Origin of the sequence: Pelodictyon luteolum, from assembly GCF_001622165.1 — a bacterium.
Taxonomy (GTDB): domain Bacteria; phylum Bacteroidota; class Chlorobiia; order Chlorobiales; family Chlorobiaceae; genus Chlorobium; species Chlorobium luteolum_B.
On sequence record NZ_LVWG01000033.1, the window covers coordinates 25,328 to 49,022 of the forward strand.

At 57.0% G+C, this 23,695-nt stretch carries 22 protein-coding genes, 1 tRNA gene and 1 riboswitch; of the genes, 10 read left to right on the forward strand and 13 right to left on the reverse strand.

The annotated features are described in order from the left end of the window. Positions 1 to 244 precede the first annotated feature (244 nt). The 3 genes from A3K90_RS07585 to A3K90_RS07595 all read left to right on the forward strand — a co-directional run bounded on the left by A3K90_RS07585 (position 245) and on the right by A3K90_RS07595 (position 2,108). Positions 245 to 919, forward strand: coding sequence for a peroxiredoxin (locus A3K90_RS07585; RefSeq protein ID WP_303681992.1), 675 nt, complete (start codon positions 245 to 247; stop codon positions 917 to 919). 145 nt (positions 920 to 1,064) lie between these two features. Continuing rightward, entirely contained in the window at positions 1,065 to 1,559 is a 495-nt protein-coding gene (locus A3K90_RS07590) for a ferritin-like domain-containing protein (protein ID WP_303681994.1), read from the forward strand. A gap of 48 nt (positions 1,560 to 1,607) precedes the next feature. Next, on the forward strand, positions 1,608 to 2,108 hold the full coding sequence (locus A3K90_RS07595; protein ID WP_303681995.1) for a rubrerythrin family protein: 501 nt from the start codon (positions 1,608 to 1,610) through the stop codon (positions 2,106 to 2,108). Between the two features lie 175 nt (positions 2,109 to 2,283). Here A3K90_RS07595 and A3K90_RS07600 read toward each other — a convergent pair whose 3' ends face one another. Then, positions 2,284 to 2,733, reverse strand: coding sequence for a Fur family transcriptional regulator (locus A3K90_RS07600; protein ID WP_303681996.1), 450 nt, complete (start codon positions 2,731 to 2,733; stop codon positions 2,284 to 2,286). 170 nt (positions 2,734 to 2,903) lie between these two features. Here A3K90_RS07600 and A3K90_RS07605 point away from each other — a divergent pair, with 170 nt between their 5' ends. Next, positions 2,904 to 4,145 (forward strand): LuxR family transcriptional regulator, encoded by a 1,242-nt coding sequence (locus A3K90_RS07605; protein ID WP_303681997.1) that lies wholly within the window; start codon positions 2,904 to 2,906, stop codon positions 4,143 to 4,145. Here the strand turns inward: A3K90_RS07605 and A3K90_RS07610 are convergent. Then, positions 4,099 to 5,448, reverse strand: coding sequence for a 3-deoxy-D-manno-octulosonic acid transferase (locus tag A3K90_RS07610; RefSeq protein WP_303681998.1), 1,350 nt, complete (start codon positions 5,446 to 5,448; stop codon positions 4,099 to 4,101). The genes A3K90_RS07605 and A3K90_RS07610 overlap by 47 nt on opposite strands. Before the next feature lie 334 nt (positions 5,449 to 5,782). Between A3K90_RS07610 and A3K90_RS07615 the strand changes: the two genes are divergently transcribed. The 3 genes from A3K90_RS07615 to A3K90_RS07625 all read left to right on the forward strand — a co-directional run bounded on the left by A3K90_RS07615 (position 5,783) and on the right by A3K90_RS07625 (position 9,498). Further along, positions 5,783 to 7,555 (forward strand): DEAD/DEAH box helicase, encoded by a 1,773-nt coding sequence (locus A3K90_RS07615; RefSeq protein WP_303681999.1) that lies wholly within the window; start codon positions 5,783 to 5,785, stop codon positions 7,553 to 7,555. A gap of 62 nt (positions 7,556 to 7,617) precedes the next feature. After that, positions 7,618 to 9,012, forward strand: coding sequence for an MBL fold metallo-hydrolase RNA specificity domain-containing protein (locus tag A3K90_RS07620; protein ID WP_303682000.1), 1,395 nt, complete (start codon positions 7,618 to 7,620; stop codon positions 9,010 to 9,012). Between the two features lie 30 nt (positions 9,013 to 9,042). Continuing rightward, positions 9,043 to 9,498: a DUF2721 domain-containing protein gene (locus tag A3K90_RS07625; protein ID WP_011357347.1), complete on the forward strand. Its 456-nt coding sequence runs from the start codon at positions 9,043 to 9,045 to the stop codon at positions 9,496 to 9,498. Positions 9,499 to 9,511: 13 nt separating this feature from the next. Here A3K90_RS07625 and A3K90_RS07630 read toward each other — a convergent pair. The 3 genes from A3K90_RS07630 to rsmB all read right to left on the reverse strand — a co-directional run bounded on the left by A3K90_RS07630 (position 9,512) and on the right by rsmB (position 11,958). After that, positions 9,512 to 9,585, reverse strand: a tRNA-Lys gene (locus tag A3K90_RS07630). Positions 9,586 to 9,709: 124 nt separating this feature from the next. Beyond that, positions 9,710 to 10,630, reverse strand: coding sequence for a site-specific tyrosine recombinase XerD (gene xerD / locus A3K90_RS07635; RefSeq protein WP_303682001.1), 921 nt, complete (start codon positions 10,628 to 10,630; stop codon positions 9,710 to 9,712). After that, positions 10,630 to 11,958, reverse strand: coding sequence for a 16S rRNA (cytosine(967)-C(5))-methyltransferase RsmB (gene rsmB, locus A3K90_RS07640; RefSeq protein WP_303682002.1), 1,329 nt, complete (start codon positions 11,956 to 11,958; stop codon positions 10,630 to 10,632). Before rsmB ends, xerD begins: the two co-directional genes overlap by 1 nt. A gap of 106 nt (positions 11,959 to 12,064) precedes the next feature. Beyond that, a riboswitch (SAM riboswitch) is annotated at positions 12,065 to 12,210 on the forward strand. Between the two features lie 83 nt (positions 12,211 to 12,293). On the opposite strand from rsmB, the gene A3K90_RS07645 reads away from it, so the two are divergent. Both A3K90_RS07645 and metX read left to right on the forward strand, forming a co-directional pair. Next, complete coding sequence (locus A3K90_RS07645; RefSeq protein WP_303682114.1) at positions 12,294 to 13,589, forward strand: O-acetylhomoserine aminocarboxypropyltransferase/cysteine synthase family protein; 1,296 nt, start codon at positions 12,294 to 12,296, stop codon at positions 13,587 to 13,589. Positions 13,590 to 13,597: 8 nt separating this feature from the next. After that, complete coding sequence (gene metX / locus A3K90_RS07650) at positions 13,598 to 14,662, forward strand: homoserine O-acetyltransferase (RefSeq protein WP_303682003.1); 1,065 nt, start codon at positions 13,598 to 13,600, stop codon at positions 14,660 to 14,662. On the opposite strand, the gene serS is transcribed toward metX, so the two are convergent. The 3 genes from serS to A3K90_RS07665 all read right to left on the reverse strand — a co-directional run bounded on the left by serS (position 14,646) and on the right by A3K90_RS07665 (position 17,247). Further along, positions 14,646 to 15,938, reverse strand: coding sequence for a serine--tRNA ligase (gene serS / locus A3K90_RS07655; RefSeq protein ID WP_303682004.1), 1,293 nt, complete (start codon positions 15,936 to 15,938; stop codon positions 14,646 to 14,648). The genes metX and serS overlap by 17 nt on opposite strands. Positions 15,939 to 15,965: 27 nt before the next feature. Beyond that, positions 15,966 to 16,421, reverse strand: a complete 456-nt coding sequence (locus A3K90_RS07660) for a GatB/YqeY domain-containing protein (RefSeq protein WP_303682005.1) — start codon at positions 16,419 to 16,421, stop codon at positions 15,966 to 15,968. 94 nt (positions 16,422 to 16,515) lie between these two features. After that, positions 16,516 to 17,247, reverse strand: a complete 732-nt coding sequence (locus A3K90_RS07665; protein WP_303682006.1) for an SDR family oxidoreductase — start codon at positions 17,245 to 17,247, stop codon at positions 16,516 to 16,518. A 217-nt stretch (positions 17,248 to 17,464) separates the two neighbouring features. On the opposite strand from A3K90_RS07665, the gene A3K90_RS07670 reads away from it, so the two are divergent. Then, a complete protein-coding gene (locus A3K90_RS07670; protein WP_303682007.1) occupies positions 17,465 to 17,743 on the forward strand; it encodes a cold-shock protein in 279 nt (92 codons plus the stop codon). Between the two features lie 5 nt (positions 17,744 to 17,748). Here A3K90_RS07670 and radC read toward each other — a convergent pair whose 3' ends face one another. The 5 genes from radC to A3K90_RS07695 all read right to left on the reverse strand — a co-directional run bounded on the left by radC (position 17,749) and on the right by A3K90_RS07695 (position 23,690). Next, a complete protein-coding gene (gene radC / locus A3K90_RS07675) occupies positions 17,749 to 18,420 on the reverse strand; it encodes a DNA repair protein RadC (protein WP_303682008.1) in 672 nt (223 codons plus the stop codon). A 161-nt stretch (positions 18,421 to 18,581) separates the two neighbouring features. After that, a complete protein-coding gene (gene cimA / locus A3K90_RS07680) occupies positions 18,582 to 20,192 on the reverse strand; it encodes a citramalate synthase (RefSeq protein WP_303682009.1) in 1,611 nt (536 codons plus the stop codon). Beyond that, positions 20,189 to 20,761 (reverse strand): 3-isopropylmalate dehydratase, encoded by a 573-nt coding sequence (locus A3K90_RS07685; protein WP_303682010.1) that lies wholly within the window; start codon positions 20,759 to 20,761, stop codon positions 20,189 to 20,191. Before A3K90_RS07685 ends, cimA begins: the two co-directional genes overlap by 4 nt. A 59-nt stretch (positions 20,762 to 20,820) precedes the next feature. After that, positions 20,821 to 22,116, reverse strand: a complete 1,296-nt coding sequence (locus A3K90_RS07690) for a 3-isopropylmalate dehydratase large subunit (protein WP_303682011.1) — start codon at positions 22,114 to 22,116, stop codon at positions 20,821 to 20,823. A 5-nt stretch (positions 22,117 to 22,121) separates the two neighbouring features. Continuing rightward, positions 22,122 to 23,690 (reverse strand): 2-isopropylmalate synthase, encoded by a 1,569-nt coding sequence (locus tag A3K90_RS07695; RefSeq protein WP_303682012.1) that lies wholly within the window; start codon positions 23,688 to 23,690, stop codon positions 22,122 to 22,124. Positions 23,691 to 23,695: the final 5 nt, after the last annotated feature.

Here is a 23,695-nt window from a genome sequence, read left to right on the forward strand (position 1 = left end):
GTTTCGGTACGGTTTTCGTGTTGATGTCCCTGAATTGCAGTCAATATACATAAAGCGCTTAAAAAGATATGGGGGCGATGTGCCGTGGATCGGTCCCGGTGGGTTTTTTAATAAATAATTATTCCTATTTAATATTTATTATTGATTATTTGCCGGAGTATCGTATATTGATTTCAGTAGTTGACTTGAACATTTTTTTTCTGCAACAAACCAATCAATAAAACCTCAACAAGGAGAACATACCATGTCTCAGCATCCTGAAGAAGAACTGTACTACGATATTTCCATGCCGTTGCTCGGTGACGAGTTTCCTGAGCTTGATGTACAGACCACGCACGGTCCGATGAACATTCCCGGGGACCTGAAGGGCTCCTGGTTCGTGCTCTTCAGCCACCCTGCAGATTACACCCCGGTCTGCACCACAGAGTTCATTGCATTCCAGGAGAGGGTACCGGAGTTCGATAAAATCGGCTGCAAGCTGATCGGCATGAGCGTCGACCAGGTATTTTCGCATATCAAGTGGGTCGAGTGGATCGAGGAGAAGCTCAATGTGGAGATCACCTTCCCGATCGTCGCAGCCAATGACCGGATCGCAAACAAGCTCGGCATGCTGCACCCCGGCAAGGGCTCCAACACCGTTCGTGCCGTCTTCGTCGGTGACCCTCAGGGAAAAGTGCGCCTCGTGCTTTACTATCCGCAGGAAATCGGTCGTAACATGGATGAAATCCTTCGCGCCGTGACCGCGCTGCAGTATTCCGACAAGCACAAGGTTGCAATGCCTGCAGACTGGCCGAACAACACCATGCTGAAGGACCGTGTCATCATTCCTCCGGCCAACAACGTTGCCGACGCCAAAAAGCGCCCGAGCCAGTACGAGTGCTATGACTGGTGGTTCTGCCACAAGGCTATGGAGAAATAACCCGTCTCTTTGCCCCTTCCCTGAGGCGCCCCGTGAGGGCGCCCCGGGTTTTTTTGTGGAATGAAAGTGTTTTTTTCTGTAGAAAATTGTTTCTTATTGCGGTACCCGAACAAAAACCAACACCCCCAACGAGGAGAACTGCACTATGGGAACAAGAGGACGTGAAATTGTCGGCGAGCATATTGACCGCGTGCTTGAACTGCTCAACAAGGCTTTTGCCGATGAGTGGCTTGCTTATTATCAGTACTGGATCGGCGCGAAAATCGTCGAAGGCCCGATGAAGGATGCCGTCATGGCAGAGCTGCTGCAGCATGCAGCCGATGAACTTCGCCATGCTGATATGGTCACTACAAGAATCATCCAGCTCGGCGGAAAGCCGCTGGTAAGCCCGAAGCTCTGGTTCGAATGGACCAACTGCGGCTACGATGCCCCCGACAACCCGTTTGTCAGGAACATCCTGGAGCAGAATATTTCAGGAGAGCAGTGTGCCATTTCGACCTACCACAGCATTATTGAGGAGATCGGCATGAAAGATCCGATCACCTACAACCTTGCCGTGCAGATCATGCAGGACGAGGTTGAGCACGAGGAGGACCTCCAGTCGCTGCTCGAGGATCTGGGGCTGTTCCTCAGGAAATGAAGTATTGCAACTCATCTGAATCAAACTGAAAGAAGGAGATTGACCTGTATGCCCACGACCCATGAAAACCTCAAGAGCGCGTTTGGCGGAGAGAGCCAGGCGTTCATGAAATATGTCACCTTTGCCAAGAAGGCCGAAAAGGATGGATTCAAGAACATCGCCAAGCTGTTCAGGACCACGGCAGAAGCCGAGAGGATCCATGCCGAAGCCCACCTCATGGCCGACGACGCCGTCGGTTCGACTGCCGAGAACCTTGAAACCGCCATCGGTGGAGAGACCTATGAGCACAATGAGATGTATCCGCCGATGTATGAGCAGGCCGTTAGCGAGAATCACAAGGCCAAGCGCATGTTCGGTTTCGCCGTTGAGGCCGAAAAGGTGCATGCAGCGCTCTACCGCCATGCGCTCGAGTCTGTGAAGAACGGACACGATATCGTCGAGACCGCTGTGTGGCTCTGCCCTGTCTGCGGGCACATCGAGCTTGTGACCCCTCCGGAAAAATGCCCGATCTGCAACGTCAAGGCTGAAGTCTACGTGCAGGTAGCCTGAACGCAGAAGAATGGCCGTTAAAAGCCTCTATCGGGGGCTTTCTTCGTGCCTTTCTTCGTGCCTTTCTTCGTGCATCAATTGCTCAGCAGCAATGCAAAAAGCCTCCGGAAGTCCGGAGGCTTTTTGTTGCCTGAGTTTCAGTGCAGGTTGTTTATTGAGGGGAGAGGAAGACTGTTCATGCATGTTTCTTCCTGCAGCTCTCGCAGATTCCGCTGACCACCATGCGCTTGCCGAGTACGGTGAAGTTGCCGATGGCTTTCTCCGGCACGGGCACCTTGTCCAGCGTTTCATCGGTGAAGTCAATGATTTTACCGCACTGCACGCAGTGGAGGTGATGGTGGCTCATGAGGTCTGTGTCAAATCGCCGGACGCCTGAGTGGGATTCCACGGTTTCGATGATGCCGATTTCGGCAAAGGTAAGCAGTGTCCTGTTCACGGTATCAAAAGAGATCGTGGGGTTCTGGGCTATGAGTTTTCTATAGACTCCGTCTGCCGACGGGTGTTCTTTCGAGCCTGCCAGCGCTTTGAATATTGCAAGACGCTGAGGGGTGATTTTCAGCCCGTGTGCCCTGCATCGCAGCATGAACTCTTCTGTCATTGAGCTCTCTGTGGCTTGGTTCATCATTATTTGTCCTCGTTGTAGAAACAGGATAAAATCTATGTTACTATTAAGGTAGCGAAACTTTTCATAAAGAGCAATTCTTATTTAATAATGGAAACAATAGCTCGCTGCGATGTTTTGTTCTCAGCTGCAGAACATATATTTTATCTTTATAATTTTACACCTTCTCCCCTATGTCCATGAAACGGTGTCCCGTCACGAAGCTTCCCGTTACTGAGAACCCCAGGTGGCAGGCTGAGCATCCGGAGCCCGGATACCGGGTTTTTTTCGAGGTCATCGGTCCCGACATCATTCATGCGCGGGTTGTCGGTGAAAAGCCGACCTACCTGGATTACATCGACGCAGACCTGTTCCAGTCCATATGCGAGGAAATGCATCTCAAAGACCGCAAGGTTTTTGTGGTGATCGACTATGGCCCGATCAATGAGGTCCGTCTGAGCTATAAGAGGGACTATGGCAACCTGTTCTACAACTGGGGACCGTGGATCGCCGTGCTTGTTGTCTATAATGTACGCCCTGAAATCACGGCTCACATGCTCGGCCTCGGCGCGCTCTGTCCTGCCCGTTCCGAGGCGCTCATTGTCGGCAGCTATCGGGAGGCGATGGACTATATCGCCGACCACAAACGGCAGTTTGGTTCTTCAGAGCTTCCCGAACCGCCCGTTGCGGATTCGATGGAGGACATTGTGTGCCGTTTTTTTGCTGCGGTATCCCGCCTCACCTGGCTCGATATGCTTGACCAGCCGGTTGAAGCACCACCTGAGGGCAACGAATTCCGGGTGCTTTTTACGGCGCTTGAAGAGATGCGAAAGGACCTCATGATTCGTGAAGAGCAGCATCAGGAGAAGCTTCGGCAGCTGCGCGATGAATACCGGCGGCGTGAGGAGGAGTGCAGGATCCAGATCAACCTCCGGCAGGATCAGAACCGTAGGGGAATGGAACAGTATGATGCGGAGCTGTCCAGACTGCGCTCGATCATGACAGCAAAGGAGAATGAACTCGCGGGTGTGGCCAGGATGTTCGACATGAAAATCACTTCACTTGCAAAGCTCTGCCAGGAGATCGACCGGGTCGATGCCGCCCCGGAGCTGCGTGAGACCATCTCAAGCCTCTGCAGAAAACTTTCGAAGCGGGAAAACGCCGAAATGGAAATCAGCACCGAGCTGACCGATGCGGACACCTGTTTTCTTGAAGCGCTGAGGGATCGACATCCCGGCTTGAGTGAGCGAGAGCGGCGGCTGAGCCTCTTCATCAAACTGAACTATGCGACGAGGGATATTGCCCGCTCGGCAGGGGTTTCGCTCCGCGGGATGGAGAACATCCGCTATCGCCTCCACAAAAAGCTTGGGCTTCAGCGTCACCAGTCGCTCAAGAATTATTTTTCGATGTTGGCCTCTGAGGCCTGCCTTGGGTAAGTATTTCCCGGGCCGCGGCCGCAATCTGTGAGGCGGCTCCCGACTGGCTGTGGATGAACCCGTATGCCGCTTTTCCCGCTTTCTGCATTTCACCTGTTCCATCGACGAGCCTTCGGAGGACGGCGCCGAGCTCCTCACTGTTCCGGATGGTGTAAGCTCCGCCCGCTTCAAGCAGTCCTTCGGCTTCCGGTGAGTTATGGTGATGCGGACCGAAGATGACCGGGATCCCGTAAACGGCCGGTTCGAGGGTGTTGTGCACGTTGACGCCGAATCCGCCGCCGACATAGGCCATGGATGCGATGGTGTACAGTTCCGCCAGATAGCCGGTTTGATCGATGACGAGCACATCCCTGGAGGCATCGAATGGCGCCTCCAATGGCGCCTCCAATGACGCCCCCAATGACGCCCCAAGCTGCGAGACCTTTTTCCATCCTATCTGCAGCCGTTCCAGTTCACGGCCGATGCGGAGGATGTTCTCAATACCGACCTTATGGGGGACGAGCACCAGTGATGGCCTGTTGGAAAGTTTCATCCATGCCGTAAGCAGCACTTCTTCATCTTTTTCCCATACGCTGCCTGCCACAAGTACCGAGCGATCCCTGAAGAACGGTGCGATGTGCCGAACCATTTCACCGTTCCGGCTGCGATGGATGACCTGGTCGATTCTCGGCTCGCCGGCTCGTTCGGCTGCCCTGCATCCGAATACATTCCTGAACGCCCGGGCATCTTTTTCAGCAACGGTGAAGATATGATCGAAGAGTTGAAAGAGCGGTCGGTAGAAAGCCTTCAGGAGCGGATTGAAGTAGGGTGAACCTTCCTGCAGCACTGCGGCGGCGAGGATCATACCTGCGCCGTGACGTTTCAGTTCCAGAAGGTGGCATGGCCAGAAGTCATAGCGCATGAGCATGAACAGGTCCGGCCGGACAATCGATGTTGTTTTCCGGGCATTGGCCGGCGTATCGAGCGGGAGGTAGAAGACGGCGTCGGCATCGGGGTAGTCTTTGCGGGCATTATAGCCGGAGTCGGAGAGGAAAGAGACAAACACTGCCAGATCCGGGACACTCTCTTTCAAAAGGCTGATGAGCGGGCGCGCCTGCTCGAACTCCCCGACCGAAGCGGCGTGGACCCAGAGGCGGGCTCTTCCCTCCGCCACGTTCCGGCTCTTTTCCTCAAGCTCCCGGAACACGCTCCGGCGGGCAGCGAAGAACTCCCGGAGTTTGGGGCTGAAGCGTCCGGCCGCTTCCAGAACGGCAGCGGCGGCGGGTACCAGGCGGGTGTAGAGGGATACAGGGCTCAGTTTCATGTGGCGCAAAGGGTTCGGCGGGGGGCAATGTTCGGGGGGTGAGGGTGTTTCATTCTCCAACTTAAGAAAAAAGTAGATAGAGGGGTATGAAATACTATGCGGTAATGGTAGATTTAATTCGTAGTATTGCATCGCATTGACCGCGTGGTGGATATGCCGAGAAAGAGTAGGTGTCGTGTGCTTCAGTTATTACGATGATTGTGGCCCCGGATGCAGCCCGTACTGCAGGGGGTGAGACTTCTTCCTTCATTTCAGTGCTTTCCTGCATTGTTGCCACACCTCAATGGACCCAAAAGAGGTATTGCAAACAATTTACCACACAGGACATCACAGCATGAGTCGAGAGACATCAGAACCCATCAGGACTTTTACCGACCTCAGTCTTAGCGAGCCCATTATGCGGGCATTGCAGCAAGTCGGTTATGAAACTCCCACACCGATACAGGCCCGTACCATACCGCTGATGCTTGAAGGACGCGACGTCCTTGGACAGGCACAGACCGGTACCGGCAAAACAGCGGCATTCGCCCTTCCCATTCTTTCGGGCATCGACCTTTCCCAGACGGATCCCCAGGTGCTGGTGCTCGCTCCGACCCGCGAACTGGCCATCCAGGTTGCCGAGGCCTTTCATAAGTATGCCGAATACCTGAAGGGGTTCCATGTGCTGCCCATTTACGGCGGTCAGGATTACGGCGGACAGCTCCGTATGCTCAAGCGCGGCGTACATGTCGTCGTCGGTACCCCCGGCCGTGTCATGGACCATATGCGCAGAGGGTCGCTGAACCTTGATTCCCTGAAGTGCCTCGTACTTGACGAGGCCGATGAAATGCTCCGCATGGGTTTCATTGACGATGTGGAGTGGATCCTTGGCGAGACTCCCAAAGAGCGCCAGGTCGCACTTTTCTCTGCAACAATGCCGGCCCCGATCCGCCGCATCGCCCAGAAATATCTGAACAGCCCCGCTGAAGTGACCATCGAGGGCAAGACGACCACCGTTGAAACCATCCGCCAGCGCTATTGGATAGTCGGCGGCAGCCATAAGCTCGATATTCTGACCCGCATTCTCGAAGTGGAGCCGTTCGAGGGCATGATTATTTTCGTCCGGACGAAGACGATGACCCTGGAACTTGCTGAAAAACTCCAGGCCCGCGGCTATGCCGCCGCCGCCCTCAACGGCGACATGGTGCAGAACCAGCGCGAACGCACCATCGACCAGCTGAAAGACGGGTCGCTGAACATTGTAATTGCCACTGACGTGGCGGCCAGAGGCCTTGACGTGGAGCGCATCAGCCATGTCATCAATTACGACGTTCCCTACGACACCGAGTCCTACGTGCACCGCATCGGCCGCACCGGTCGTGCCGGCAGGAGCGGCGAGGCAATCCTCTTTGTCGCCCCGAGGGAGAAGAACATGCTCTACGCCATTGAAAAAGCTACCCGCAAGCGGATCGAGCTGATGGAGCTTCCCTCGACGGAGATCATCAATGACAAGCGCATCGCAAAGTTCAAGCAGCGCATCAGCGATACCGTTGCCGCCGAAGACCTTGGATTCTTTACCCGCCTCATCGAGCAGTACTGCCACGAACATGATGTGTCGGAACTTGAGGCTGCTGCCGCACTTGCTTCTATGGTGCAGGGCGACACTCCGCTTCTCTTCACGGCAAAGCCGGAAAAACAGGTGCGCCGTGAAGAGCGGGACCGTCCTTCCGATGAGGCTCCGTTCCGCAAAAAGCCCCGCCGCGACGATCAGTACGGCGACGAGAGGCGCGAGGTATACCGTATCGAGGTTGGCAGTGAGCACGGTGTCCAGGCCGGCAACATCCTCGGCGCCATCATCAACGAGATCGGTCTCGATCCTGAAGCGATCGGGCGCATCTCCATTTCCGATGCGTTCTCGACCGTCGAGCTCCCGGCAGGCATGCCCAACGATATATTCCAGGAACTTCGCAAGGTCCGTGTCTGCGGTCGCCAGCTCAGGGTGTCGAAAATGGAAGGCGGCCAGGGTGGTGGATCTCCTTACGGCGGCAAGAGTTCGAAACGGCCGGCACGGCCTGCCGGAAAGGATGGTGGCTTTTTCACAGGACCGAAAAAGAAGCGCAAGGGCTGAATTCCTCAGCCCGGTACGGCGGCTCTGCGTCTAAACGGTTGAACAGGGGAATATAGCCTTACATGGAAATCGAGTTCTACGGAGCGACTGAGCGGGTCACCGGCTCATGCCATATTCTCAGGGTTGGTCGGTTCACCGTCCTTCTTGACTGCGGCCTCATCCAGGGGTCGGATGTCGAGGAGGCGCTGAACCGGGAGTCCTTCGCCTTCGACCCGGAGAGGGTCGATGCCATGATCCTCAGCCACGGACATATCGACCACTCCGGCCGCATTCCCCTTTTAGTGAAGCGTGGGTTCAGCGGCCCGGTGTTCACCGTGGAAGCAACGGCGGACCTTGCCCGCGTTCTTCTGCTCGACAGTGCATCACTTTCCCTGCGCGATGCCCTCTATCGACAGAAACATCCGCGTAAAGCCTCCGACCGGCACGCCGAACCGCTCTACACCCGGGAGGATGCTGTCCGTGCACTCAATTCCTTCAAGCCGGTTGCATACGCTCATCGATTCCCGGTCGTGCCCGGCCTGGATGCCTGTTTCCGCGATGCCGGCCATATCCTCGGCTCGGCGGTCGTGGAGCTTTGGCTCACTGAAAAAGGCGTTTCCAGAAAGCTGGTGTTCAGCGGGGATCTCGGTCAGTACGGCAGTCCCATTCTGAACGATCCGGAGGAGGTTACGGATGCTGACGCCGTCATCATCGAAAGTACTTACGGGGACAGGCTCCACCGGGATTATGACCGGACCCTTCAGGAGCTCGACGAAATTTTCACCAGCGCCTCCCGGGGCTCTGGCAACATTCTCATCCCTGCGTTTTCGATAGGGCGCAGCCAGGAGCTTCTTTACCTCTTTGCGCAACATTATGAGGAGTGGGGGATGGCGCGCTGGCAGGTCTATCTCGACAGCCCGATGGCCATCGAGGCAAGCATGATCTACTGGGGGCACAGCGAGCTGTTTGACCAGGAGGCGCTTGCCTCCAGGAACGACAAACGACTGCTGCCGACCCTCAAAAACCTCCACTTTACCCCGAAGGTCGAGCAGTCACAGGCCATCAACAAAGAACGGAGCGGCGCCATCATCATCGCCGGCAGCGGGATGTGCAACGGAGGCAGAATCCTGCACCACCTGAAGCACAACATCTCGCGGCCCGAGTGTCATCTGCTCATTACAGGGTATCAGGCGGAGGGAACGCTCGGTCGCGAAATCGTCGAGGGGGCAGAGGTGATCGAGATCCACGGCAGGCAATACCCGGTGGCGGCTGCTGTGCATACCGTTGGGGGGCTCTCGGCCCACGGGGACCGTGAGGATATGTTGCGGTGGTTGTCAGGGTTCAAAAGCTCGCCGCGTGTTTTCTTAGTGCATGGCGATCCGGCGGTAAAGGAGTCGTTCAGGAACTCAATCGAGGAACGACTGCAGGTGAGGGTCTCGATTCCCCGGTCCGGCGAAAGATATGATTTCAGTTCATGATACTCTCTCCAGCAATCCATTAACCACACAATGCCCGATTCATCAATCAGGGAGTTTATCCCGATCCTTCAGACCTCCATCGGTCCTGTCATCCTCATCTCCGGCATCGGCCTTCTGCTGCTGACCATGACGAACCGCCTCGGGCGCATCATCGACCGCTCGCGGGCGCTGCTTGCCGGCCTTGACTCATCGGTTGAGCGGAGTGCCGATACCCTCAACCGCGAGCTCGACATCCTCTGGAAACGTGCCCGCTTCATAAGAATGGCCATCCTGCTCTCCACCCTGACCTGCCTCGGGGCTTCGGTGATGATCATGCTGCTGTTCTATTCGGTGTTGGCCAATATCGATACCACGATCCTGATTGCCGTGCTGTTCTTTTTCTGCATGGCTTCGCTCTCAGTCTCGCTGGTATATTTTATTTTCGATGTCAACCTCACCCTGACGGCGCTCAAAATCGAGCAGGAGATTCATCCGAAACTGCGATAAGGCGGCAAAAGGGTGAATGCGGCAGGATTCGAACCTGCGACCCTCTGCTTAAAAGGCAGATGCTCTAACCAGCTGAGCTACGCATTCAAGAAGCCGTGCCATGCTTTGGTGCGGCTTTTTCCTTCAGTGCCGACCCTCTCAATCCTTATTTTTTCCCTAACCTGCCTGCCTCCGGAATTGGTTCCCGGCAGGGCATGGTGCGTTCACCCCGTTATCCCCTGGGATGGCAGGTGCGGTGCACCTCCTTGACGAACGTGCGGTCGATATGGGTGTAGATCTGGGTGGCGACGATCGAGCTGTGACCGAGCATCTCCTGCACGGCGCGCAGGTCTGCACCCCCTTCGAGCAGGTGGGTTGCAAAGGTATGGCGGAAGGTGTGCGGGCTGATGTTTTTTTCTATCCCTGCAAGGAGGGCGTACTCCTTGACCATGTTGTAGACCGCCATGCGGGTGAGTTTTCTTCCCCGGGCATTGAGGAACAGGTGGTCAAGGGAGTTTCGGTTGGAGAGCTTCATGCGCAGTTCCTCCCGGTAGCGTCGTATCCAGTCTGCGGCGCTGTCTCCGATTGGCACGAGGCGCTCTTTTGAGCCTTTGCCGAAAATCCTGATGAAGCGTTCGTCAAGATAGAGGTTCTGCTGGGTCATCTCCACCAGTTCTGTGACCCGGATGCCGGATGCGTAGAGGAGCTCGAGGATTGCTCTGTCGCGGAGCACGAAGCGGCCGGGGGGGGACTGGAGCATCGGCGCTTCCAGCACCCTTTCGGTTTCCTGGAGCGTGAGGACGGCGGGGAGGTAGTGTGCTTTTTTCGGCTGGTGGAGGGTTTCTGCGGGGTTGGATGCGAGGCGGTGTTCATTGAAGAGAAAGCGGTGCAGTGAACGGATTGCCGAGACGTTCCGTGCAATGGAACTCGGTTCCAGGCCGGTCTGGTGAAGTTCCTGAATGAAGTGGCCGATTCGTTCCGCCGTGATGGCCTCCAGCGAAACCTCGTCCTCCTGCATGGCAAGAAGGTAGCGGACGAGGTCGTTGCGGTAGGACTCCCTCGTATTGCCGGAAAAGTTTCTCTCAATGAAAAGATAGTCGAGGAACCCCTCAAGCACCCGGCTGTAGGCAGTGTCCAGTTCCGCCATGGGCATTATCCTCCCTGTTTCCGCAGGAGGACGGCATAGCCTCCGTCAAATCCGGGCCTCGCACCCGGGAGTGTCAGAATCCCGCCTTCGGGTGTGCGTTCAAGGCAGAATGGTTCCGGAACCTTTCCTGTTGCCTGTTCGATTCTGAACGCCGGATGCTGCTGAAGGAATGCTTCTATCTGCAGCTGGTTTTCTTCGGGTTCCACCGAGCAGGTCGAGTAGAGGAGCAGGCCCCCTTCCGCAAGCAGTCCTGCGGCATGCCGGAGGATCTCCTCCTGGAGCCCGCTCAGTTCCCGGAGTTTTTCCGGACCGGTTTTCCAGCGCAGCTCCGACCGCCGTCCGAGCACGCCGCTTCCGGTGCAGGGAGCGTCAACGAGAATGGCGTCCGGCTGGAACGGGGGCGTGAACTCCCGGGCATCTCCGGTCCGGGCCTCGATGATGGACATCCCGAGCGTATCGGCAAGGGCCTGGATGCGAAGGGTTTTCTGCGGGTAACGGTCAAGAGCGATGATTTCTCCCCGATTTCCCATCAGTTCGGCTGCGTGTGCCGCCTTGCCGCCGGGAGCCGCGCAGAGGTCTAGCACCTTCCAGTCGGGCCGGGGGTCGAGAAGCAGGACAGCAAGCGCCTGGGTCGGGTTCTGGACGGAGGCAAGTCCCTGCCTGAGGAGCGGCTCGAACAGGTGGAAATCAGCGGCAAGGCGGATGCCGGGGATTCCGCTCTCCTGCCATCCGGGTTCTTCGCCCTCCGCACCCTTGCCATCCGTCCCTTTCAGCGGGTTATGGCGGATGCCGAAGAGCGGGTGCCCATTGTCATAGCGAAGCATCGATTCCGCCTGCTGCTCTCCGTAGTTCCCGATCCATCGGCGTACGAGCGGCTCCGGATGGGAGTGCAGCACCGACAGGCGTTCGGATAAAGAGGCATCCTTGAGCCATAGGTCGAAATCGATGGTTTCGGGCGAGATTTTCCGCAGGACGGCGTTCGTGAGTTTCGACATTCGATCGCCCTTGTAGCGACGGGCGAGGCGGACACACTCGTTGACGGCGGCCCAGCGCGGCACACGGTCGAGAAAGAGCAGCTGCCACACGCCGAGGCGGAGGATGTTCAAGACGGCGGGGGAGGCTTTTTTGATGTCGTGGCTGTAGAACTTCGAGATGATGAAGTCGAGCTGGAGGCGCTGGCGGAGCACACCGCTGGTGAGGGCAGTAGTGAGGGCCCGATCAGGCCCTTTCAGGGATGATGCCTCCAGCAGTTCATGCAGAAGGGAGTCGGAGTGGCGAGTGCCTGCCTCAAGCTGCTGCAGGATGTTGAAGGCTAGTTCCCTTGCTGATGTCATCGGTACTGATTAGGTGTTGCGGGTGTGCGGTCTCATTGGGGCCGCTTGTAAAATACTCTTTGCTGTTGTAGATTCATTGGACTAATGTTCTTTTCAAGTTTTTACGCTATCATCGAGAAAGGTGGAGGGACTGGCCCTGAGAAGCCTTGGCAACCGTCATTGTTAACGTCATTGTTAACCGCAATTGATCGCTTTAATGATACAATGATTGGTGCCAATTCCATCCCGGTTGAAGACCGGGAAAGATGAAGAGATACGATCCCTCCGTTTCAGACGTACCCCGTATTTTTTCCTTCCGACTGATGGTGGCGCCAAAGGTGAACCATATCGCCTCCATGACAGATAAAAAACCAACGCCGTACCGTTTTGAGACCCTGCAGGTCCATGCCGGCCAGGAGCCTGATCCCCTGACACACTCCCGTGCCGTACCCATATACCAGACAACGGCCTATACGTTCGAGAGCGCCCGGCACGGGGCAGACCTTTTTGCCCTGAAAGAGGCGGGCAACATCTATACCCGCCTCATGAATCCGACCACCGATGTTTTCGAGCAGCGGATGGCCGCGCTTGAGGGCGGAAAAGCCGCACTTGCTCTATCCAGCGGCCACTCTGCGCAGTTCATCGCATTGACGAGCCTCTGCCAGGCGGGTGACAACATCGTCTCTTCCAGCTACCTTTACGGTGGTACCTACAACCAGTTCAAGGTCTCCTTCGCCCGCCTCGGCATCGGGGTGCACTTCACCCGGGGGCTTGAAGCGGAGGATTTCCGGCACTGCATCGATGAAAACACCAAGGCTCTCTACCTTGAGTCGATCGGCAATCCTGCTTTCCATGTCCCCGATTTCGAGGCTGTTGCCGCAGTTGCAGACGAGCACGGCATACCCCTCATCGTCGACAACACCTTCGGGTGTGGAGGCTGTCTCTGCCGTCCGCTCGAGCACGGAGCTTCGATTGTGACGGAGTCTGCCACCAAATGGATCGGTGGACACGGCACTTCGATGGGAGGCGTCATCGTCGACGGCGGAACCTTCGACTGGGGCAATGGACGCTTTCCTATGCTCAGCGAGCCATCAGAAGGCTACCACGGGCTCTGTTTCCACGAAACATTCGGGGATATGGCTTTCATCGTGAAGGCCCGGGTGGAGGGACTGCGCGATTTCGGGCCGGCCATAAGCCCGTTCAATTCGTTTCTCCTGCTGCAGGGCCTTGAAACCCTTTCGCTTCGGGTGGAGCGCCATCTCTCGAACACAATGGCCCTTGCCCTGTGGCTTCTGAAGCGCCCTGAGGTTGCATGGGTCAACTATCCCGGTCTTCTGTCGCATCCGACCCACAAGAATGCGGCACGCTATCTTCGAAACGGGTTCGGCTGCGTGCTCACCTTCGGTCTGCAGGGCGGCTATGCCAAAGCGGTGTCGTTCATCGACGGGGTCCGCCTTGCCAGCCACGTAGCGAACGTGGGGGACGCCAAGACTCTTGTCATCCACCCTGCATCCACCACCCATCAACAGCTTTCAGTCGAAGAGCAGGCTTCAGCCGGCGTGACCCCCGACATGGTTCGGGTATCGGTCGGGCTTGAGCATATCGACGATATCCGTGAGGATTTTGAACAGGCACTTAGAACACTGGCATGAACCGAGGCATGAAACCGATCAACGAACTTATTTCGTCCGACACCAAGTATTTTTCATTCACCGAACCCTTCGAGACCGAACTTGGCGCAACTCTCCCTTCCGTGGAGGTGGCTTACAGGACATGGGGGACCCTCAGTGATACCCGCGACAACGTAGTCCTCATCTGTCACGCCCTGACAGGCTCTGCTGACGCTGACCAGTGGTGGTGCGGTCTGTTCGCTCCGGGAGGAGGCTTTGACGCATCCCGTGACTTCATCATATGCAGCAACGTGCTCGGCAGCTGCTATGGCACCACCGGCCCTCTCTCCCGCAACCCCGCGACCGGACGTCACTACGGGCCCGATTTCCCCTCGATCACCATCCGTGACATGGTCCATGTGCAGCGGCACCTGCTCCGGCATCTTGGCATCGAGCGCGTGAAGCTTGTTGTCGGTGCCTCGCTCGGCGGCATGCAGGTGCTTGAGTGGGGGGCGCTCTATCCGGAGGTTGCACTTGCGCTCATGCCGATGGGGATTTCAGGGCGGCATTCGGCATGGTGCATCGCCCAGAGCGAAGCCCAGCGGCAGGCCATCATGGCCGATGCTCTCTGGAAAGACGGGTGGTATGAAGAAGACGCCCCTCCGGCCAGAGGGCTCGGGGCGGCGCGCATGATGGCCATGTGCACTTACAGGAGCTTCAGGAACTTCGAGGAGAAGTTCGGCCGGCAACGGCAGGATGACGGCACCTTCAAGGCGGTCAGCTATATGCACCATCAGGGAAAAAGGCTTGTCGAGCGGTTCGACGCCAATACCTACATCACCCTGACCAGGGCCATGGACATGCATGACCTTGGACGGGGGAGGAGCGGTTACGAGGAGGCGGTGTGTGCCCTTATCCAGCCCGTTGAGATTCTTTCCATCGATTCGGATGTGCTCTATCCGAAATCGGAGCAGCAGGAGCTTGCCTGCCTGCTCCCGAATTCAAAAATCCTTTACCTCGACGAACCTTACGGTCATGATGCTTTCCTGATCGATGTCGAACGGGTCAGCAGGATGGTCCGTGACTTCATCGACGGCGTCAGCCTAAAGGGCTGATGTCTTTGAACCCTGTGTAGGGTACGAGCGCTTCAGGTACCCGTATGCCTCCCTCGGGAGTCTGGTAGTGCTCGATGATGGAGACCATGAGTCGCGATGTCGCAAGGCCGGAGCCGTTCAGGGTATGCACGAATTCAGGTTTTGACTTACCGTCCGCCTTGAAGCGGATGTTGGCACGCCTGGCCTGATAATCCTCGAAGTTCGAGCAGCTCGATGCTTCAAGGTACTTTCTTTCTGCCGGCGACCACACTTCGATATCATAGCATTTCGCCGCATTGGCGCTGATGTCCCCGCTGCAGAGCAGGAGCACCCGGTAGGGTATTTCCAATGCACAAAGGATCGCTTCGGCGTGGCCGCGTATGGTTTCAAGCGCCGCGTATGATTCTTCGGGCCGGGTGAACTTCACCATCTCCACCTTGTTGAACTGATGGACCCTGAGAAACCCCCTGGTATCCTTTCCGTAGCTGCCGGCTTCGCGGCGGAAGCAGGCTGAATAGGCTGCGTAGGAGATGGGGAGGGCGGCTGCAGAGAGCATTTCGTCGCGGTGGAGGTTCGTGACGGGTACTTCCGCGGTGGGGATGGCATAGAGCTCGTCTTCCTCCATATGGTAGACCTGGTCGGCGAACTTCGGCCACTGGCCTGTACCCCGGAGCGAGTCGCGGTTCACCATGAAGGGCGGAAATACTTCGGTGTAGCCATGCTCTTCTGTATGGCGGTCAAGCATGAAGTTGATGAGTGCACGTTCCAGCCGGGCACCTTTGCCTACATAGACGGGGAAGCCGGCTCCGGTGACTTTTGCGCCGCGCTCAAAATCAAGGATGCCGAGAGCCTTGCCAAGCTCAAGATGGTTTTTCACTTCGAACTCCAGCGGGTGCGGGAAGTGCACCGGCTCCCCGAAGACCAGATTGTCTTCTGCTGTCCGCCCGATGGGTACGGATGGGTCGAGGCGGTTCGGAAGGGCTAGAAGGATCTCTTCCATCTCAAGGTTGAGGGCCGAGAGCCTGCTGTCGAGCCCGGCAATTTCCTCTCCGACGGACTGCATGTCCGCAATCAGCTGGCCGGCTGAATCGCTGCCGCTTTTTTTCAGTTCGGCAATCTCTTTCGACCGCCTGTTCCTGACTGCTTTCAGTTCGTCGGTTTTCTGCACCAGCTCCCTGCGCTCCGTATCAATCGAGAGCAGACGGCGGAGCCTGGGTTCATCACCCTGAAGCTGCCGGTCATGAAGCATTTTTGCAACCTCTTCCGGGTTCTGGCGTATATAGTTGATGTCGAGCATGATCGGTATGGTATCTGAAAGTTTTTCTTAGGAGAGGAGCGCCTTGACCGTCTGCTGGACTGCCGTTCCGTCGGCTTTGCCTTTCAAGGCTTTCATTGATTCACCCATGACCCGTCCCATGTCTTTCATCGAGGCGGCGCCGGTCTTTGTGATGACCTCACGTACGACGGCCTCTATCTCCTCCTGGCTGGCCGGTGCCGGGAGGTACTCTTCAATGACCGAGAGCTCCGCCTGTTCGTTCTCGGCCAGGTCTGCTCTTCCGCCCAGGGTGAACTGCTCTATGGCGTCACGTCGCCGCTTTGCGAGGCTCGAGAGCACATCCATCTCCTGGTCCAGACTGAGTTCGGCTTTGCCGCCGACTCGAATGGAGACCTCCTTCTCAATCAGTGCGGCCCGGATGGAGCGGATGGCGTTGAGGCGGGTCTTGTCCCCGCTTTTCATGGAGGCTTTCAGGTCGGCGTCTATCTGTTCTTTCAGGCTCATGGTCGTATGGTGTCTTGTCGGTTGGCGGTAAGTTCAAGAAAATAAGGCAAAAACCGGAGCTTTCCCAGATGCCGCCGATTCTATTTCCATTCGCTCATTCATTGATGTCGCCGCCGACAGGCCGGAACACCAGTTCCTCGACCACCGTGCGGGCAGGCAGCAGATAGGCATCGACCAACGGTCTGGAAATATCTTCGGGCAACATCATCACCTTTCGCATGGCATCATCGACCTCTCCCCACATCGGGGTGAGGACGGCGCCCGGCATGACATTGGTCACCCGCACCCCGCATGTTCTTGCATGAAGCCGTATCCCTTCGACGAGCCCTTTCTGAGCGAACTTCGTCATCGAGTAGACGGAGGATGACGGGAATGCTTTTTCTGCGGCGACAGATGTAATGAAGAAGAGATGGCCCGCACGCTGATGCTGCATGTGCCGGAAGACTTTCTGGGTGAGGAAGAAGGTGCCTTTCATGTTGACTGCGGCCATGAGGTCGTAGTCTTTTTCGGTGATATCTCCGATCGGCTTGAAGCTGCCTACTCCGGCGTTGTTGACGAGGCAGTCAATACGGCCGTACCGCTCGATGAGACTTTCGACAAGGCGCTCCTGTGCCGCGATGTCTGCTATGTCCAGCACTGCCGTTTCGGCTTCGGCTCCGGCACTCCTGCAGAGCACGGCAAGCGGCTCGAGATCGGCTGCTGTTCGTGAAACGAGAATGAGTACCGGCCTGAACTGCGGGTTCCGCTGGTGCGCGTTTGCGAAATCGAGGGCAATGGCCCGGCCGATGCCTTTTCCTGCTCCTGTAATGATGATGACGTGCTGCATACTATAAGCGGGTTCAGTGTTTTATATATGTTTTTTTTGGGAGTAATGCTCCGTTGGTGTATTTCCTGCAGTTATTGTTGTATAATAGGTGCACAATCCTTGTATGGTGTGGAATGCCGGGGAAAAAGACATATATTCTGACATAAATAAAGACGCAACTGCATACCCCCATTCCGCGTTGCTGCGGTTTGAACAATGATAAATCAGTGTGCTCGTTATGGCAAGAAGTAAAGTGAAATGGTTTGACGGGAAGAAGGGGTACGGTTTCATCCTGCATCCAGAAGGCGGGGAGGACATTTTTGTCCATTTTTCTGCAATCGAATCCGATCAGCCCTTCAAGGTCCTGAATCAGGACGCCGATGTTGATTTTGACATCGATACCACCCAGAAGGGCCTGCAGGCAAAAAACGTTCGTGAGCTGACGGCCGATGGAGGGTTTCCTGCTTCCGCAGAAGGCATAGCGGAAACAGTTCCGCCTGTGGAGCCTCTTTTGTAGATCGTTCAGCCGAGCAGGTTGCTTTCCCTGAAACTGAACCAGCCGGTTTTTCCGATGATGACGTGATCAAGCAGGTCGATCTGGATGACGGCGCTCGCCTGTTTGAGGAGCGTGGTCACCTGGCGGTCGGCGTTGCTCGGCTCGGTGTCGCCTGATGGATGGTTATGAACCAGGATGATGGCGTGCGCGCTCTCGCGGATGGCCGACTTGAACACCTCCCTCGGGTGAATGAGAGAGGCGTTGAGGGTCCCGACCGTGACCCTTACGCACTTTGTTACCTGATTCTTCGTGTTCAGATGGAGCACGAACAGGTGTTCCTGCGTCTCGTCGGGAATCCTGCCCGACATGTACTCGAACACATCCTTTGCACCCTGTACCCGCCGGTTCGTGTTCCGGGTGTGGTGCAGGCGGTTGTTGAGCTCGAAGACAGCTACAATCTGCATGGCTTTGGCCTGTCCGATCCCCGGTGTCTTCTGCAGCTCACCGAGCGTCATCGATGCAAGTTTTTCAAGCCCGTTTTCAGCGATGATGCGCTGGCAGGTGTCGACGATGTTGAGGCGGGGGGTGCCTGAACGGAGCACGAGCGCGAGGAGTTCTGCGCTGCTGAGGGCTGAGGGGCCGCTTGAAAGAAAGCGCTCCCTCGGGCGGTTTTCCGGGTCGAGATCGTGGATTCGCATCTCTCTTGGATCATGGGGTGAAAGAGGACGCCCCGGTGATCCGGCGACCTTGCGCCATGGGGGATTGGATTCCGGCTGCGGGGGTTCCCTCGTCGGATATAATAGGATAATACGCAGAAAATAGGGGAGTGCCAAATGGAGGCCGGCAGGAATGCCGGCCTTCAGTGACTCTTTTCGGCAGCGGGCTTGGGTTCCGTTGCCTGCAGGGTGAAGAGGTGGTAGTTCATGCTGTCTTCGAGGGCGCGCAGACTTGCCTCGATGATGTTGGTCGATACACCGACGGTTCCCCATGTGGTCCTGCCGTTGCCGGTTTCGATGAGGACGCGGACCCTGGCGCTTGTTCCCCGTTTTTCTTCAAGCACCCGGACCTTGTAGTCGACGAGCTTGATGCCCTTTATCTCAGGGTAGAACCGTATAAGGGCCTTGCGCAGCGCCTTGTCGAGCGCGTTGACGGGGCCGTCGCCCTCAGCGGCGATGTGTTCGATTTCTTCACCGACCCGGACTTTCAGGACCGCCTGGTCGACATTGCGTCCTCCGATGCCGGATTCGACATAGACCTTGCTTTCAATGACTTCAAAGTAGGGGGTGAAGGTTCCGAGCTCTTTCTGCAGGATCAGTTCGAACGAGGCCTCTGCGCCGTCGAACTGGTAGCCCCGGTGTTCGAGGTCCTTGACATGGTTGACAATCTTCTTGATCTGTTCCCCGCTTTCGGGAATGGTGATGCCGAGCTCCTGGGCTTTGTAGCGGATGTTGCTCTGACCGGCAAGTTCGGAGACGAGGACCCGCTGGCGGTTTCCGACAAGAGCCGGATCAATGTGTTCATAGAGCGAGCTCTCCTTCATGACGGCACTGACATGGATGCCGCCCTTATGGGCGAATGCAGAGCGGCCGACATAAGGCGCTTTGGAGTCGGGGGGGAGGTTGAGGATCTCGAAGACGAAGTTAGAGAGCGAAGTCAATTGCGTGAGGTCTCTGACCGAGGCGCCGGTTTCAGGCAGCTTCAAAACGAGGTTCGCAATGATGCTGATGATGTTGGCGTTGCCGCAGCGTTCCCCGATGCCGTTGACTGTGCCCTGCACATGGGTGGCACCGGCCATGACGGCCGCAATGGAGTTTGCGACAGCAAGGTCACCGTCGTTGTGGCAGTGGATGCCGATGGCGACATTGGTATGATTGCGGACATCTTCGACGATGGCCGTGATTTCATGCGGTAGTGATCCGCCGTTGGTATCGCAGAGAACAAGCCTGCTTGCCCCGCCCTCTTCTGCTGCCTTCAGCATGTCGAGTGCGAATGCGCGGTTGTCTTTCCATCCGTCGAAGAAATGTTCGGCGTCGAAAAAGACTTCGCGGCCTGCATTCCGGAGGAAGGCTACCGAGTTTTTGATCAGCGCCCGGTTCTCTTCATCGGAAATCCCGAGCCCTTTTTTGGAATGTGCCTGCCAGGTCTTGCCGAAAATGGTTATGACAGGTGCACCGCAGCCCACAAGCCCGAGCAGGTTCGGGTCAGTTTCGATACGGTCGGAATATCTTGCCGTAGAGCCGAATGCCGCAAGCCTTGCGTGGCGCAGTTCCAGGTCCATAGCCCGCTTGAAGAACTCTTCGTCCTTCGGGTTGCTGCTTGGCCAGCCCCCTTCGATGCAGTCCATTCCGAACTCGTCCAGCCGTCCAGCAATAAGGAGCTTGTCCTGAACGGAGAGGTTGACGTGCTCGCCCTGAGTTCCGTCGCGAAGCGTCGTGTCGTAGAGCTCTATCTTTTTCGTGCCGCCCTTCATGAATCGGTTCTGTTCATCAGGTTTTCCTGCCGTGCGTAGGCGAAGATGCCGCCTGCCTCGACGATGCTGAACACGTCGCCGAGCGGGTTGAGGGTGTAGGTTTTACCTGCAGTCAGGTTTTCGAGCGTGTTGGCCTTGATGTCGATTTTGAGCTCGTCACCGGTTTTGACCACCTCGGCGAGATGCTCTGCGGTCTCGTAGGGTATGACGAATCCGCCGTCAACGCAGTTGCGGTAGAAGATCCTGGCGTAGGACTCTGCGATGATTGCCTTCACGCCTGCAACCTGCAGGGAAAAGGGGGCATGCTCCCTTGAAGAGCCGCAGCCGAAGTTCTCGGCGGCGATGATGATGGTATAGTCGCTCTTGAAGCTGCCTTCCCGGACGAAGGGGATGTTGCCTTCCGGCAGACCGGACTGGGCCGGGGGGACTCCGGAGAGGGCGTATTTGCCGTAAAGCTTGACCTCTTCAGGATCAGAGAGGCTGTAGACGAGGTGCTCGGCGGGAATGATCTGGTCAGTGTCGATATTTTTGCCGAGTACGAAGGCTTTTCCCTGTATGATGCTTTCCATGGTATTAGTCAGGTTCAGGTTCTGTTCTGTTCGGTATTCCGGAGGCTTTCTTAAGGGGCTCAGATGAAGTCCCTCGGGTCGGTAAGCTTGCCGGTGATTGCCGATGCTGCAGCGGTGAGCGGTGAAGCCAGATAGACTTCGGCGTTCTTGCTGCCCATGCGGCCGGGGAAGTTCCTGTTGGTTGTTGAAACCACGACATCGTGGTCCACCGAGCGCCCGACGGTGTCGGCAGGGCCGCCGAGGCAGGCTGCGCAGGAGGGAAGTGCGATATTGCAGCCGGCTTCCATGAATATCTGCTTCAGCGTCTTTCCATCGTGCATTTCCTGCTCGAGGTCACGGGCTACCTGGACGGTTGCCGGTACGATGTTTGTCGTCACCGCAACCTTACGGCCGTTGAGGATCCGTGCCGCCATTTTGAAGTCGGTAAGCTTGCCTCCTGTGCAGGAACCGATGTAGGATTTGGTGATGGGCGTTCCGGCAACACTCCGCACGGTGGCGCGGTTGTCGGGGCTGTGCGGCTTTGCTACTACGGGCTCGAGCTTCGAAGCATCGTAGCGGTATAGGCTGTGGTATTTCGCGTCGGGGTCGCTGTGGAAGATCTCGTAGGATTTCGTGGTGCGCGCCTTGACGAATGCTTCGGTGACTTCATCGACAGCGATGATGCCGTTCATGCCGCCGGCCTCGATGGCCATGTTGGTGAGCGTCATGCGCTCTTCCATCGGCAGGCTGTGGATGGCATCACCGTCGAACTCAAGGGCACGGTAGGTTGCTCCGTCGGTACCGATGTCGCCGAGGATCTGCAGAATCAGGTCTTTGGCTGTGAGGTAGGCGGGCATTTGGCCATCAAATGTGAACTTCATCGATTCCGGAACTTTCTCCCAGAGTTTGCCGGTCCCGAGGATGAATGCCGCATCGGTGTTGCCGATGCCGGAGCCGAACATGCCGAACGCACCCGATGTGCAGGTATGAGAGTCGGTTCCGAAAAGTACGGTGCCGGGGATATTGAACCCTTCTTCGGCAAGAGCGACATGGCAGACGCCCTTGTAGCGCTCGCTGCCGACGTCATAGTAGTGCGGGAGGTGCTGCTCGGCGGCGAACTTGCGGAGCAGGTCGATGTTGCGCCGTGCATGCTCGTTGGCAGTGAAAATGTAATGGTCCGGCAGGACGACGATCTTTTCCGGGTCCCAGACTTTTGCGCCAAGACCAAACTCCTGGTTGAAGATGTCGAAGGTCGGCGGGCCGCAGACGTCATGGGTGAGGAGAATGTCGACATTGAGCCATACGTTTTCGCCGGCGTCAACAAACTTGCGGTTGGCTGCCCTGGAGAGGATTTTCTGGGTTATTGTCTGTGCCATAATTCTTAAACCCCGTGCTCTGTGGTTTCGGTTGTATTGTTTTCTTCGTGTTCAAGGCGGAGGCCGAGCGCCTGGATGTAGGCTCTGGCACTGGCTTCAATGATGTCGGTGGAAACGCCCCTGCCGCTGTATGTGCGGTTTTTGTCCTTGATGCGCACGAGTGCTTCCCCAAGCGCTTCGCGCCCTGCAGTGGCGGAGCGGACGGTATAGCCTGAGACCATTGAGGTGATGCCGAGTGCCCGCTCAATCGCCCTGAAACAGGCGTCGACCGGTCCGTCACCCGTTGCCGACTCTTCGAAGACCTTGTCCCGGTGCAGGATCCGTACGGTGGCCGTAGGAATCGAGGCTGTACCGCTGTTGATGTGCAGGTAGTCAAGGGTGAAGAGCGATGAGGGGCTTGAGAGTTCATCCCCCATGAGGAAGCGGAGGTCGTCATCGTACACCTCTTTTTTCTTGTCGGCGATCTCCATGAACCTGCGGTAGACCGATTCAAGGTCGCCCTCGGCAAGTGCATATCCGAGGGATTCGAGGCGGGCCTTGAGGCCGTGTTTGCCGGAGTGGCGCCCGAGGACGATGCTGGTTTTCTGCACACCGACCGATTCCGGGGTCATGACTTCGTAAGTCTGGCGGTTCTTCAGCATGCCGTCCTGATGGATGCCGGATTCGTGCGAGAAGGCGTTTTCGCCAACGATCGCCTTGTTCGGCTGGACGATGATGCCGGTAAAGGACGAGACCATGCGGCTGGTCTTGAAGATCTCTTCAGTGGTGACGCCGGTTTCGAAGTTGTGCAGGTCGCTGCGGACCTTGAGTGCCATGACGATCTCCTCAAGGGAGGCGTTGCCGGCCCTCTCCCCGATGCCGTTCACGCTGCACTCGGCCTGGCGGGCGCCGTTTTCAAGGGCCGAGAGGGTGTTTGCGACAGCAAGGCCGAGATCGTTGTGGCAGTGCACGCTGATGACGGCCTGGTCGATGTTTCCTACTCGGGCCCGAAGGTCGGCGATTTTCCTGCCGAACTCCGAGGGCCAGGTATAGCCGGTGGTGTCGGGGATGTTCACCGTTGTCGCGCCGGCGGCGATGACTGCTTCGACAATTTCTGCGAGGTACCCCGGATCGGTTCTTCCGGCATCCTCGGCTGAAAACTCGATGTCCGGGGCAAGGGTTTTGGCGAAAGCGACAGCGTCTACAGCCATCCTGAGGATGGTACGTCGCTTCTCCTCGAGGGTCCGGCCGTAGCGGTCGGCTGCAAACTTGCCGAGGATGTGGATGTCGGAAGTGCTGATGAATGTATGGATGCGGGGATGGCGGGCATGCTGCAGTGCTTTCCATGCAGATGTTATATCGCCCTCGACCGCCCGGGAGAGAGCGGCGACCACTGCGCCTGATTCGGCACTGACGCGTTCGACCGCTTCGAACTGAAGCGGGGATGAGGCGGGGAAGCCCGCCTCGATGATGTCTACGCCGAGCTTTTCAAGCTGGCGGGCAATCTCAACCTTTTCCTGGACATTCAGGGAGGCTCCGGGGGACTGTTCTCCGTCCCGGAGAGTAGTATCGAAAACCAGGATCTTCTCTTTCACCGTAT